The following is a 13114-nucleotide window of genomic DNA, read 5'->3' as shown; positions in this document are numbered from 1 at the left end:
GCTGCTCCAGCGCCGAGCCGCCGTCAAGACCCGGTTCCCGCTGCGGTGGGCAAACTCCTGCTGCGGCCACCCACAGCCCGGGGAGTCGCTCGTCGCTCCCCGGCCCGCACGGCACGTCAGCCCTTCACGCAGACCACCTGCCTGAGGTGCGCGACCACCTCGACCAGGTCCTCCTGCTGGGCCATCACCTCGGTGATGTCCTTGTACGCGCCGGGGATCTCGTCGACCACCCCGGCGTCCTTGCGGCACTCCACCCCGGCGGTCTGCGCGGCCAGGTCCTCCGTGCTGAACGTCCGCTTGGCCTGCGCCCGGGACATCCGACGCCCGGCCCCGTGCGACGCCGAGCAGTACGCGTCCGGGTTTCCCCGCCCCCGCACGACGTACGACCCGGTGCCCATCGACCCGGGGATGATGCCCAGGTCGCCCCGGCCGGCCCGGATCGCGCCCTTGCGGGTCACCAGCACGTCCACCCCGTCGTAGGTCTCCTCGGCGACGTAGTTGTGGTGGCACGAGATGGGCTCGTCGTAGGAGACGTGCGGGAACTGCTCCCGCACCACGCCGCAGAGCAGCGCCAGCATCACCGCCCGGTTGCGCCGCGCGTACTCCTGCGCCCACCACAGGTCCCGCCGGTACGCGTCCATCTCCGGCGTGCCGGCGAGGAACACGGCCAGGTCCCGGTCCGGAAGGTCGGCGTTGTGCGGCAGCCCCCGGGCCACCCCGATGTGCCGTTCGGCCAGCTCCTTGCCGATGTTGCGGGACCCGGAGTGCAGCATCAGCCAGACCCGCCCCTCGTCGGCGCCGCCCTGCTCCAGGCAGACCTCGATGAAGTGGTTGCCGCCGCCGAGGGTGCCGATCTGCCGCCGCGCCCGCGTCTCCAGCTGCGCCACCCGCCGGTCCAGGTCGGCGAACCGGCCCCAGAAGTCGGCCCAGCCGGCCTGCTCCAGGCCCCGGATCCGACGCGGGTCGACCGCGTCCTCGCGCTGGGTGAAGCCGACCGGGATGGTGGCCTCGATCGCGGAGCGCAGGCCGGCCAGGTCGTCGGGGAGGTCGGCGGCGGTCAGCGAGGTGCGTACCGCGGACATCCCGCAGCCGATGTCGACGCCGACCGCGGCGGGCGAGACGGCCTGCCGCATCGCGATCACCGAGCCGACCGTGGCGCCCTTGCCGAAGTGCACGTCGGGCATGACGGCGACGCCCTGCACCCAGGGCAGGGCGCCGATGTTGCGCAGCTGCTTGGCGGCCTGCGCCTCGATGGCGTAGGGGTCGGTCCAGACCCGGACCGGGGCCCGGGTGCCGGCGAGGGGGGTGAATGCCATCGTGGACTCCTTCTATCTGGTGTGCGATGACCGGTAATGATCAGATGCGGGCCGCCGTGAGGGCCCGGACAGGAAAAGGCCGCCCGATCCCGGTGGGATGGGCGGCCAGCGGACGCGTCAGCGTCGGCGTCAGTCGCGCCACCCCAGCCCGTAGCGCCGCAATGGGCAGCAGGCACGGGTTGTGGCGGTGGTCTGCAGAGGGGCGCCGGCGGGGAGCAGGCACCAGCGGTTGGCGGTGCGGACGCGTCGCGACATGGCGTACTCCCTCCGGGTCTGATCGGTCGGTGGTGCACCGACGACAGTAGGAGGGCGTCGTCGCGTCCGCAATGGATATCCCGCACTCGACGCGCCGCCCTCGACGCGGCGGTAGGGCAGACTCGCGCACATGGTGGAGACCTCCGTACGCCTGCTGCGGCTGCTCACCCTCCTGCAGGTGCGGCGGGAGTGGTCCGGTGCCGAGCTGGCCGAACGGCTCGCGGTCACCACCCGCACGATCCGCACGGACGTGGAGCGACTGCGGGTGCTGGGTTACCGGATCGAGTCACACCCGGGGGTGGCCGGCGGCTACCGGCTCGGCGCCGGGTCGGCGCTGCCACCGCTGTTACTCGACGACGACGAGGCGGTGGCGGTGGCCGTCGGGCTGCGGGCAGCCGCTGGCGGGTCGGTGACAGGCATCGAGGAGACCTCGCTGCGGGCGCTGGCCAAGCTGGAGCAGTCGTTGCCGGCCCGGCTGCGGCACCGGGTGGACGCCCTGCGCTCCGCGACGGTCTCCGCCGCCGGTGGTGGCCCGACCGTGGACGCCGACACCCTGACCGCCGTCTCCACCGCAGCGCACCGCCGGGAGCGGCTGCGGTTCGACTACGCCGGGCATGACGGCACGGTCAGCGTGCGCGACGTCGAGCCGTACCGGCTGGTCTACACCGGGCGGCGATGGTATCTGCTGGGGTGGGACACCGACCGGGCAGACTGGCGGACCTTCCGCGCCGACCGGATCCAGCCCCGGGTGCCGACCGGCCCGCGCTTCGCACCCCGGGAGCCGCCGGGCGGCGACGCGGTCGCGCACGTGCTGCGCGGCGTCGGCTCCACGGCCTGGCCACACCCCGCCCGGGTACGCCTGCACGCCTCGGCCGAGACCATGGCGCACCGGATCCCCACCACTGCGGGCCTGCTGGAGGCGATCGACGAGGGGGCCTGCCTGCTGCACACCGGCGGGGAGTCGCTGGGCAACCTGGCCGCCTTCCTCAGCACCCTGCGGGTCGACTTCGACGTGCTCGACCCACCGGAGCTGCGCGTCGTCGTCCGGGACGTCGCCGCGCGGTTCGGTCGCGCCGCCGGCTCCGGGCCGGGGTGAACCGGCGAGTCGCGGTTCACCCCGGCACGGGAAGCGGCGGTCGGGCTATGACTGCGGCACCAGCCGGAAGGACTGCGCCGCGGTGCCGTTGCAGGTGTACTGGATGAGCTGGACGCTGTCCGCTGTGGACGCTCCCGGCACGTCCAGGCACTTGCCGCTGTTGCGGTTGACCAGGCGGTAGTAGCCGTTGCCCTCGGACTCGGCCCGCCACTGCTGGTTGTTGCCGCCGCTGTAGGACCAGAGTTGGATCGGCGCCGAGTCGGCGGTCGACCGGTCGGTCACGTCGAGGACCTGGGAGCTGTTGTTGCGGTTGTTGACGCGCAGGTATCCGCCGCTGGTCGGCGCGAACTGGTACTGCTGGGCGGCGCTGCTGTTGCAGGTGTACTGCTGGATGACGGTGCCGTTCGCACTGGCCGCGGCCCGCGCGTCCACGCACTTGCCGTTGCCGCGGTTGACGACGGTGTGCCAGGCGGTCGGCGAGATGCCGTCCGAGGGCGGGGGCGTCGTCGGAGGCGTGGTGCCGACACCGGCGAGCCAGTGCAGTCCGTCGATCAGCAGTTGGTTCTGCTGCGGGCTGTCGAAGGTGGAGGACAGGCCGGTGTTGGTGCTGTAGTTCATCGCGTTGTGGCCGAAGTTGGCGTACAGCATCTTGTACTGCCGGTTGCTCCAGACGAGCGGGTAGTAGCCGCCGTACCAGGACTGGTTGGGGTCCGTGCCGACCGGGAAGCTGGACGGGTCGACCGAGGCGAGAATGTCGATGTTGGGGTTCTGCCGCAGGTCGTTGCTCCAGGAGTACCACTCGCTGATCGACGACGGGAACGTCGCCGGGAGGTTCCGGGAGGCCGCGTGGGTGCGGTTGTCGGCGCGCATGGTGACCCGGGTGGGCCCCCAGGTGTTCGTCTGGAACGAGCCGGTGCCGAGGAAGGTGTTGTAGTACCAGCTCCAGCTCGACGGGTTGGTGGTGAACGCGCTGACGTGGAAGCCCAGCCATCCCCCGCCGTTCTGCACGTACTGCTGGAACGCTCCGCGCTGCGCGGCGGGCGGCGCGTCGTCAAGGAACATGACGACCTTGTACTGGGCCAGGTTGGAGGTGTTCAGCAGGCTCCAGTTGTTGGTGGCCTCCCAGGAGAAGCCGTACTGGGCGGCGGCCTGCGGGAACCAGGCGCGGGCGTCCTTGACGAAGTCGATGTGCGCGGCGTCCCAGGTGCCGTTGTAGAAGGCCAGGACCTTGAACGTCGGCGCGGCCTGCGCGCTGCGTGCGGCGCCGACCGCGACACCGGCGGTCAGCGCGACGACCAGGGCGACGAACAACGACAGGATTCGTCTGGTACGGGAGGAGAGTTCTGCGATCACCTGATCGTCCCTTCGGTGGGGACGCGCGCCGCCGCGTCGAGAAATATTTGTTCACAAGGTTTACAGATAGACGAAAGGTTATTCCTCTGACCTGATCACGTCAATCACCGATCACCCGAACGGGTGGGATTCCGGCGGCAGCGGGTACCCCGGCCCGGTGACCAGCCCGGACGCCGTCGACGTCGACCAACCGCTCGCCGTGGACGTACCCGCCACCCCGCACGACGCCAGCGGCGAGCGGGTGCCGATCCGCGACCTGGCCGGCCTCGCGCCACCGGCCCGGCCCGCGCGGCGCTGGACCCCCGGTCGGGTGGTGGCCACCCCGGCCGCGCTCGACCAGCCGCACGGCCAGCGGATCGTCGAGCGCGTCCAGGCCCTGGGCATCGAGGTCGAACACCTGAGATCCAACCGGCTCACCGGGGTACGCGGACCCACCGACCGGGAGACCTACGCGCGCGCCAAGTCCACCCTGGCCATCGTGGTGAGCCCACCCTCGCGGCGCGTTCTGCAACCCATCGCACCCAGCGCCGACTGGCGGGTCGACCTGGCCGAGGGCTGTCCGGCGCACTGCCAGTACTGCTACCTCGCCGGATCACTGTCCGGCCCGCCGGTGACCCGGGTGTACGCGGACCTCGACGACATCCTCGCCGGGCTCAACGCGTACGCCGGGCGTGGGACGGTGACCAGCCGCAACGCGCGGCGCGCCGACGAGGGCACCACCTTCGAGGCGTCCTGCTACACCGACCCGCTCGCACTTGAGCACCTGACCGGCAGCTGGCGGCGGGCGGTGCAGCACTTCGCCGACTGGAACGCGCCGGTGCAGCTTCGCTGGACCACCAAGTACGCCGACGTGGACACCTTCGTCGGGTTGCCGCACGCCGGCCGCACCCGGGTCCGCTTCAGCGTCAACTGCGCCCCGGTAAGCGTTCGGTTCGAGGGCGGCACCGCGCGGGTGCCGGACCGGCTGGCCGCGCTGCGCCGGCTCGCCCTGGACGGTTACCCGGTCGGGCTGACCATCGCGCCCATCATCGCCCTGCCCGATTGGCGGGAGCGCTACGGCGAGCTGCTCGACCACGTCCGCGCGGCGGTCGACGGGGTGCCGGACCTCGACCTGACCGCCGAGCTGATCACCCACCGGTTCACGCCGGGCAGCAAGGAGGTGCTGCTCGGCTGGTACCCGCGCACCCGGCTGGAGATGGACGAGGAGTCCCGCACCCGCAAGCACGGCAGGTTCGGCGCGGTGAAGTACGTCTACCCCCGCGACACGATGGCCGAACTGCGGGGCTGGTTCGCCGACGAGCTGGCCGCCCGCGTACCGGCCTGTCGGGTCCTCTACTGGACCTGAGCTCACCCGACCGACGAGCGGGCGACCGGGGCGGCGAAGAACGTGTCCGGGTACGGCTCGTCGCGCAGGCTGTAGTGCCACCACTCACGGTCGTAGTTGACGAACCCGGCGTCGGTCATCAGTCGCTGCAACAACCGGCGGTTGTCGCGCGGCGTCCCGGTGACGCGGGGGTCGGCGGTGTGCGCCCGCGGGTCGAAACAGTCGAAGCCCGTACCCATGTCGATGCTGTCGTCGGGGAAGCGCTGCCCGCGCGGCGCGGTGCAGGCCACCAACGGCTGGCCGGGCCGGTACGGAGGTTGGCCGGCGGCGGGGTCGTCGACAAGGGTCAGGTCCAGGGTGCTGCCGCGGCTGTGCGCGGTGGGCGCCCCGATGTAGCCGTCCGCGAAGAGCTTGTTCTTGGCCACGTCCGGGTAGAACTCGGCCTTGGTCTGCTGCTCGCCGGGGCGCTTCGACCAGGCCACGAAGTCGTCGACCGCCGGTTGCGGGCGGTAGCAGTCGTACACCTTGAGGCTGTGCCCACCGGTCAGCGCGGCGTCCTGTACGCGGCGCAACGCCTCGGCCGCCCGCCGGGTGAGCAGGCACAGCGGCTCACGGTAGCCGGTGATCGGCCGGCCGACGAAGTTGTGCGGGGTGGCGTAGCGGATGTCGGCGTGGATACGCGGGTCGAGGTCGGTCAGCACCACGAACCCCGGCAGCGGGGCTGCGGCGGGGGTCGGCGCGGGTGTGGGCCGTGCCGACGTCGGCTCCGGCGTGGGGCGGGACTCCGGCCGCGAACAGCCGCCGAGCAGTGCGACGAGGGCGAGGAGGACAGCCAGGCGGTAACGCACGAACCCTGTCTATCAGCCCAGTTGGGGCCGCCATCCCTGGATCCGCTCGGCCCGCCGGAAGTCGGCGCGTCCCCGGCTGCCGGGCACCGCTGGTGTCAGGAAAGTCGAGCCGATGGTGCGCCGTCCGCCGCGTCGACAAGCGAAAGTGACCGAAAAAACTACGGAACTTTTCCGCAAATCAAGCGAAGCTTCGGTCGGCTCGGCATGTCGTCAGCCCCCGTCGGTGAGGCAAGATGACCCGTGGGACGGGCACGCCGTTTCGGGACACACGGTGGGCGACGTGGTGTGGGTCGCTCCTCCGGCTCGGTGAAGGAGACGCGGGTGGGCGCGGACGACGGACGCAGGGTGACCATCACCGCGATCGCACGGGAGGCCGGAGTGTCGGTGCCGACCGTGTCACGGGTGCTCAACGGTCGCTCCGATGTGGCCCCGGACACCAGGGAACGGGTCGAGGAGCTGTTGCGCCACCACGGCTACCGGCGCCGCACCAGCCGCAGCGTTCGCCGCGCCGGCCTCGTCGACCTGGTCTTCAACGACCTGGACAGCCCCTGGGCCGTGGAGATCATCCGAGGGGTGGAGGACGTCGGGCACGGTGCGGGTGTCGGCACTGTGGTCTCGGCGATCCACCGGCAGCCCACCGCGGCCCGGCAGTGGTTGCAGAACCTGCGTACCCGGGCCACCGACGGCGTCATCTTCGTGACCTCGCACCTGAGCCCGCCGCTGCACGCGCAACTGCGTCGCCTCAACGTCCCGGTGGTGGTCGTCGACCCGGCCGGCGTGCCGGCCATGGACGTGCCGACGATCGGCGCCACCAACTGGGCCGGTGGGCTCGCCGCGACCGAACACCTGCTCTCGATCGGGCACCGGCGCATCGGTTTCGTGGCCGGGCCGACGCACCTCCTGTGCAGCCGGGCCCGGCTCGACGGTTACCGGGCCGGCCTGGAGGCCGCCGGGGTGCCCGTGGACGACGCGCTGATCTACCCGGGCGACTTCTACCACGCCTCCGGGTTCGCCGGCGGAACGGCGCTCCTCGACCTCGCCGACCCGCCGACCGGCATCTTCGCCTCCAGCGACCAGATGGCCTTCGGTGTCTACGAGGCCATCCGCCGCCGCGGGCTCCGTGTCCCGGACGACGTGAGCGTGGTCGGCTTCGACGACCTGCCGGAAGCCCGCTGGGCGTCACCACCGCTGACCACCGTGCGCCAACCACTTGTCGAGATGGGACGGTTGGCGGCCCGGACCGTGCTGCGCCTTGCCCAGGGCGAGGGCATCGACTCGCCCCGGGTGGAGCTCGCCACCGAGTTGGTCGTCCGCGACAGCACCGCCGCCCCGCCGACCGGGTCACCCGCCTCGGCGTGACGGCCGGAACTACCCCGGAAACCGGTTGGACCGGTTTCGGTCCGTTCCCGGAAGTTCCGGCCGTCGTTCACCTTCGGCGGGCGCGGTGAGCCACCGACGGTCACCCACCGCGCCGCACGGTCAGTGGTGGTGGTGCCAGCGGACGGCCTTGTGGATGCTCACCGGCAGCGCGGGCGCACCGTCGACAGGCGCCGGGTCCTCGGCGGTCGGCGCCACTCCCCCGGCGGCGATCCGGTCCAGGGTGGCCAGGCCGGCCGCGTCGACCGCACCGAAGATGGTGTAGTTGGGGCGCAGCGCGGAGTTGGCGTAGACCAGGAAGAACTGGCTGCCGTTGGTGTCCGGCCCGGCGTTGGCCATCGCGAGCACGCCCCGGGCGTACACCCGGCGCTCCCCGGTCGGGTCGGTGGGCGCGGGCGGCAGGTCGGTCGGCAACTCGTCGCGGTACCGGTAGCCCGGGCCGCCCTCGCCGGTGCCGGACGGGTCACCGCACTGCAGCACGCTCAGCGTGGGGTACGCGGTGAGCCGGTGGCACGACGTGCGGTCGTAGAAACGCTTGCCGACCAGGTGCAGGAAGCTCTGCACCGTGCACGGCGCGGCGGCCCGGTCCAGGGTCAACCCGATCGGCCCGTGGTTGGTCGCCAGGGTCACCCGGACGCTCCCCCGGGCCGGGGTGCGTCGCGGGTCGGGAGGCAACGGCACCGGCCGGGCCGCGGGCTCGTCCGGAGTCTCGGTGTACGCGCACGGGCCGTGGGTGGTGCGCGGCGGCCGGTTGGCGGCGTCCGAGACCGTAGACGGCGCGGCGGAAGCGCTGTCGGTGCCGGCCGGCGCGGCGACCGCAGTCGCGGACGCGCCGACGAGCAGCGCCCCGGCGAGCACTGTCACCCCCGCGAGGCGGGTCAGGGCGCGCACCGGCCGGCGGGGTGCCGCCACTGCGGGACGCGGTTCGAGTTCACTCGACACAGGGATCCTCCTGGACTGGTGGTGCCAGAAAGACCGGAGTCTATGGAGGGCGGCGCCGGATGTCGATCCGTCAGGGCAACCGGCGGCGACGCCGCCACAGCAGGCCGCCGCACAAGGCCACCACCGTCGCGCCGCTCACCGCGGTCACCGTCCAGAGCCACCCCGAGCCGGTACGCGCCGGTCCGCTGGCCGCCGCCGGCCGGGGCGCGCCGGGTGCCGCCAGCGCGGACGGCGCCGCCGACGGCGTGGCGGTCAGCTCGCCGGGCTCGACCAGCCGACCCACCGTGGCGTCCCGGGGCAGGGTGAAGCCCCAGTCCAGCAGGGCCGCGCCCTGCTCCCAGCCGCGAGCCGGTGCCGACTCGGCGCCCAGCAGGGTCACCACCAGCCGCCGCCCGCCGCGTTCGGCCGCCCCGACGTAGGTGTGCCGGGCCAGGTCGGTGAAGCCGGTCTTGCCGCCGAGCGCCCCCGGGTAGCGGTAGATGAGCTGGTTCTCGTTCTGGATCTCGAAGCCCTTGGTCCGTTGCGCGGGCTGGACCGGAATCGACGTCCGCTCGGTCAGCGCGTACCGGCGGAAGGTCGGCTGGGCGAAGCAGGCCCGGGCGATCAGCGCCAGGTCGTACGCGCTTGTGAACTGCCCCTTGCCGTCCAGCCCGGACGGGGTGACCGCGTGCGTCTGGAGCGCGCCGAGGTGGTGCGCCTGCTCGTTCATGGCCCGTACGCCGGCGGCACTGTCCGTCCCGCTGCCGAGTCGCGCGAGGGCGTTGGCGGCCTCGTTGCCGGAGTTGAGCAGCAACCCGAGCCAGATGGTCTCGATGGTGTACCGGCCGCCGGCGACCAGACCCACGGCCGAGGAGCCGGGTTCGATGTTCATGTCCGCCTCGGTGACGGTGACCGTCTGCTTCGGGTCGAGCCTGGGCAGCATCGTCGCCGCCAGCAGGAGCTTCTGCACGCTCGCCGGTGTGCCGTACTCGTGCGGGCCGCAGCCGCCGAGCACCTGGCCGCTGTCGAGGTCGGCGACCAGCCACGACGTGGCGGTCACGCCCGGTGGCGCGGCGACGCCGGCCGGCAGGACCAGGCCGGCCGTGCCCAGTGCCGCACCCCCGACGACCCGCTGCGAGGGCACGGCGGGTGGCGGCGAGGGCCGGGGCGGGCGGGACATCGCCGGCGCCGGAACGCGGGGGCACCGCACCGTCGGCGCGGCGGACGCTCCCGCCGCGGCCACCGGCACGGGAGCGAGCAGGACGGCGGACGTGGTGGCCGCCAGCAGCGCAGCTCTCATGTGCCCGACCCTAGTCACGAGGATCGGCCGGTGGGACGGGATGTCGGTCAATCCGCGTCGCCGCGACCACGCAGGTAGTCGTGCAACGCGGCGCTGCCCCGCAGCCGGCGCAGGCTGCGGGTGTGCAGCTCCTGCTCGCGGCGGGCCAGCTCGGCGCGGACCCGCTGCGGGCTCCCGGTGCTCCGCAGCTCGCCCACCACCGCCTCGATGATCTCGAACGGGTACGCCCCTCGGCGCAGCAGCGCGATGACCTGCGCCGCCCGCAGCTCCACCTCGTCGTACACCCGGTAGTTGGTGCCCGGGGTGCGGTCCGGTCGCAGCAGTTGCCGTTCCTCCCAGAGCCGCAGCTGTGAGGTCCGCACCCCGACCAGGGCGGCGACCTCGCCGATGCGGACGCCGTGGCGTCGAGCCGGCCGGGCCGTGGGCGGGCTGGCCAGCACCGTCTCGAAGGCGCCGAGCACCCGGCGGATCTCGGCGCGCTCCCGGTCCAGTTCGGCGTGGCCGCCGTCGAGCGCCGCCAGGGCCGCCGGCAGGTCACCGGCGTGCACCGCCGCCATGATCTTCCTGGTACGACTCCAGCCGTGCCCCTCGGCCAACCGCCGCGCCACGGTCAGCGCCCGCGCGTGCTCGGTGGTGAAGATCCGGTAGCCGCTGGCGGTGCGCCGCACCGGCGGCAGCACACCCACCTCGACGTAGTTGCGCACCTGCTGCACCGAGATCCCGACGGTGGCCGCCAGGTCCAGGGCGCGCAGCCGATCCTTTCCCTCGGAGGTCACGACGGCAACCGTACTGGTTACGACGTGATTTGAGACTTTCCGGGGCGTCCTGCCGAGCACCACGCTCGGATCTCGTGGAAAGCCTCTACATGGGGATGAATGAGACAATGGAACGCGCCAGTGCTCGGCGGGGCACAGTCCCCGCCACGATTCCGTGAAGGGTTCGCATGTCGCAGCCAGCATGGTCCGCCGCCGACAGCCACGACATGATCGAGGTACGCGGAGCGCGGGAGAACAACCTCGCGAGCGTCTCGGTCGACATCCCCAAGCGCCGGTTGACCGTCTTCACCGGTGTCTCCGGATCAGGTAAGTCGTCGCTGGTCTTCGGCACCATCGCCGCCGAGTCCCAACGCATGATCAACGAGACCTACAGCGCGTTCCTCCAGTCGTTCATGCCCAACCTCAACCGGCCGGACGTCGACTCGCTGCGCAACCTCAGCGCCGCAATCGTCGTCGACCAGGAACGGATGGGCGTCAACTCCCGCTCCACCGTCGGCACCGCCACCGACGCGTACGCCATGCTGCGGATCCTCTACAGCCGGCTCGGCCAGCCGTCCGTCGGCGGCGCCGGGGCGTTCAGCTTCAACCTGCCCGAGGGCATGTGCCCCACCTGCGAAGGGCTGGGCCGGGTCTCCGACCTCGACGTGAACGAGTTGGTCGACGTCGAGCGCTCCCTCAACGACGGGGCCATCACCGCGCCCAACTTCGCTGTCGGCTCCTGGTACTGGCAGACCATCGTCGGCTCCGGCCTCTTCGACCCCGACGCCAAACTCCAGGACTTCACCCCGCAACAGTGGGAGGACTTCCTGCACAAGCCGGCCACGAAGATCAAGGTGGGCAGCAACAACTGGACGTACGAGGGTCTGGCGGTCAAGGTCAAACGCCTCTTACTGGCCAAGGACCGCGAGTCGATGCAACCGCACATCCGCGCCTTCGTCGACCGGGCTGTCACCTTCACCAGCTGCGGCGACTGCGGCGGCACCCGACTCAACGCGGCGGCCCGGTCGTCGCTGATCGCCGGGCACAACATCGCGGACTGCTCGGCCATGCAGATCAGCGACCTGGCCGCGTTCGTCCGCTCCGTCGACGACCCGGGGGCCGCACCGCTGGTCGCCAATCTCCGCGACCTGCTGGACTCCCTGGTCGAGATCGGCCTGGGCTACCTCAGCCTGGACCGCGAATCGGCGACCCTCTCCGGCGGTGAGGCGCAACGGGTGAAGATGGTCCGGCACCTCGGCTCCAGCCTCTCCGACGTCACGTACGTCTTCGACGAACCCACCGTCGGCCTGCACCCGCACGACATCGCCCGGATGAACGACCTGCTGCTGCGACTGCGCGACAAGGGCAACACGGTGCTGGTCGTGGAACACAAACCGGAGACCATCGCCATCGCCGACCACGTGGTCGACCTCGGGCCGGGCGCCGGCACCGACGGCGGTCGAATCTGCTTCACCGGCGACATCCCCGGTCTGCGCCGCTCCGACACGCTCACCGGGCGGCACCTGGACCACCGGGTCACCCTGCGCGAGGCGGTACGCCGACCGACCGGCCAGCTCGCCATCCGCCAGGCCGACCTGCACAACCTGCGCGACGTGGACGTGGACATCCCGCTCGGGGTCCTCACCGTGGTCACCGGCGTGGCCGGCTCCGGCAAGAGCTCACTGATCCACGGGTCGCTGCGCGGCCGGTCCGGCGTCGTCATCGTCGACCAGTCCCCGATCCGAGGCTCACGACGCAGCAACCCGGCCACCTACAGCGGGTTGCTCGACCCGATCCGCACCGCCTTCGCCAAGGCCAACGGGGTCAAGGCCGCGCTGTTCAGCGCCAACTCCGAGGGTGCCTGCCCGACCTGCAAGGGAATCGGGCTGACCTACACCGACCTGGCCATGATGGCCGGCGTCGCGAGCGTCTGCGAACGGTGCGAGGGGCGACGCTTCACCGACGAGGTGCTCACGTACACGCTGCGCGGCAAGAACATCAGCGAGGTGCTGGCCATGTCGGTCACCGAGGCGCACGCGTTCTTCCCGCACCCCATCCTCAACCGGCTGGCCGACGTCGGGCTGGGCTACCTCAGCCTCGGCCAGCCACTGACCACCCTGTCCGGCGGGGAGCGGCAACGACTCAAACTCGCCATCCACCTGGCCGAGAAGACCACCACGTACGTCCTGGACGAGCCGACCACGGGCCTGCACCTGGCCGACGTGGACCAACTACTGGCCCTGCTCGACCGCATGGTCGACGCCGGCAACACGGTGATCGTCATCGAGCACCACCAGGCGGTCATGGCACACGCCGACTGGCTCATCGACCTCGGCCCCGGCGCCGGCCACGACGGCGGGCGCCTCGTCTTCACCGGCACACCAGCCGAGCTGGTCGCCACCGGCGACACCCTCACCGCCACCCACCTGCGCGAATACGTCAACGCCCCAGCGGTGGTGGGCCAGAGCTGACACCGTCGCCCCGAGGCCGGCCGGAACACGCGACGCCACGGGCGGCGCTGCGTGGGCGGCGCTGCGTGGGCGGCGCTGCGTGGGCGGCGCTGCGTGGG

10 protein-coding genes and 1 pseudogene are annotated in these 13114 nt (G+C 72.0%); 5 read left to right on the top strand and 6 right to left on the bottom strand.

Annotated elements, in window-relative coordinates:
* A pseudogene (locus tag ACWER9_RS30735) lies at window positions 1-91 on the top strand (isopentenyl-diphosphate Delta-isomerase); the annotation flags it as partial.
* 25 nt (window positions 92-116) lie between these two features.
* Here ACWER9_RS30735 and ACWER9_RS30730 read toward each other — a convergent pair.
* The gene (locus ACWER9_RS30730; RefSeq protein WP_452305141.1) at window positions 117-1316 is read right to left on the bottom strand and encodes an RtcB family protein; all 1200 of its coding nucleotides are present in this window, start codon (window positions 1314-1316) and stop codon (window positions 117-119) included.
* 385 nt (window positions 1317-1701) lie between these two features.
* On the opposite strand from ACWER9_RS30730, the gene ACWER9_RS30725 reads away from it, so the two are divergent.
* The gene (locus ACWER9_RS30725) at window positions 1702-2667 is read left to right on the top strand and encodes a helix-turn-helix transcriptional regulator (RefSeq protein ID WP_452305140.1); all 966 of its coding nucleotides are present in this window, start codon (window positions 1702-1704) and stop codon (window positions 2665-2667) included.
* 45 nt (window positions 2668-2712) lie between these two features.
* Here the strand turns inward: ACWER9_RS30725 and ACWER9_RS30720 are convergent, their stop codons facing one another.
* The gene (locus tag ACWER9_RS30720; RefSeq protein WP_452305139.1) at window positions 2713-4020 is read right to left on the bottom strand and encodes an RICIN domain-containing protein; all 1308 of its coding nucleotides are present in this window, start codon (window positions 4018-4020) and stop codon (window positions 2713-2715) included.
* A 157-nt stretch (window positions 4021-4177) separates the two neighbouring features.
* On the opposite strand from ACWER9_RS30720, the gene ACWER9_RS30715 reads away from it, so the two are divergent.
* Window positions 4178-5365 carry a spore photoproduct lyase family protein gene (locus ACWER9_RS30715; protein WP_452305138.1) on the top strand — a complete coding sequence of 396 codons (1188 nt, stop codon included), beginning with the start codon at window positions 4178-4180 and terminating at the stop codon, window positions 5363-5365.
* Between the two features lie 2 nt (window positions 5366-5367).
* On the opposite strand, the gene ACWER9_RS30710 is transcribed toward ACWER9_RS30715, so the two are convergent.
* Window positions 5368-6192: a M15 family metallopeptidase gene (locus ACWER9_RS30710; RefSeq protein ID WP_452305137.1), complete on the bottom strand. Its 825-nt coding sequence runs from the start codon at window positions 6190-6192 to the stop codon at window positions 5368-5370.
* A gap of 321 nt (window positions 6193-6513) precedes the next feature.
* Here ACWER9_RS30710 and ACWER9_RS30705 point away from each other — a divergent pair, with 321 nt between their 5' ends.
* The gene (locus tag ACWER9_RS30705; RefSeq protein ID WP_452305136.1) at window positions 6514-7551 is read left to right on the top strand and encodes a LacI family DNA-binding transcriptional regulator; all 1038 of its coding nucleotides are present in this window, start codon (window positions 6514-6516) and stop codon (window positions 7549-7551) included.
* Window positions 7552-7671: 120 nt separating this feature from the next.
* On the opposite strand, the gene ACWER9_RS30700 is transcribed toward ACWER9_RS30705, so the two are convergent.
* The 3 genes from ACWER9_RS30700 to ACWER9_RS30690 form a co-directional block, all read right to left on the bottom strand.
* Window positions 7672-8511 (bottom strand): peptidylprolyl isomerase, encoded by an 840-nt coding sequence (locus ACWER9_RS30700; RefSeq protein ID WP_452305135.1) that lies wholly within the window; start codon window positions 8509-8511, stop codon window positions 7672-7674.
* Window positions 8512-8581: 70 nt separating this feature from the next.
* On the bottom strand, window positions 8582-9790 hold the full coding sequence (locus ACWER9_RS30695) for a D-alanyl-D-alanine carboxypeptidase family protein (protein WP_452305134.1): 1209 nt from the start codon (window positions 9788-9790) through the stop codon (window positions 8582-8584).
* Between the two features lie 47 nt (window positions 9791-9837).
* Window positions 9838-10566 (bottom strand): MerR family transcriptional regulator, encoded by a 729-nt coding sequence (locus tag ACWER9_RS30690; RefSeq protein ID WP_452305133.1) that lies wholly within the window; start codon window positions 10564-10566, stop codon window positions 9838-9840.
* Window positions 10567-10733: 167 nt separating this feature from the next.
* Here ACWER9_RS30690 and ACWER9_RS30685 point away from each other — a divergent pair, with 167 nt between their 5' ends.
* Window positions 10734-13016, top strand: coding sequence for an ATP-binding cassette domain-containing protein (locus ACWER9_RS30685; RefSeq protein WP_452305132.1), 2283 nt, complete (start codon window positions 10734-10736; stop codon window positions 13014-13016).
* Window positions 13017-13114 lie beyond the last annotated feature (98 nt).

This window comes from Micromonospora sp. NPDC003944 (assembly GCF_053605225.1).
The sequence above is the reverse complement of the archived record's forward strand: the minus strand, read 5'-3'. Positions and strand labels throughout refer to the sequence as shown.

What these genes read in the sequence shown, in the direction of transcription:
- ACWER9_RS30695 (WP_452305134.1), bottom strand. Translation starts at nt 9,790, where the DNA reads ATGAGAGCTGCGCTGCTGGCGGCCACCACGTCCGCCGTCCTGCTCGCT.
- ACWER9_RS30725 (WP_452305140.1), top strand. Translation starts at nt 1,702, where the DNA reads ATGGTGGAGACCTCCGTACGCCTGCTGCGGCTGCTCACCCTCCTGCAG.
- ACWER9_RS30685 (WP_452305132.1), top strand. Translation starts at nt 10,734, where the DNA reads ATGTCGCAGCCAGCATGGTCCGCCGCCGACAGCCACGACATGATCGAG.
- ACWER9_RS30730 (WP_452305141.1), bottom strand. Translation starts at nt 1,316, where the DNA reads ATGGCATTCACCCCCCTCGCCGGCACCCGGGCCCCGGTCCGGGTCTGG.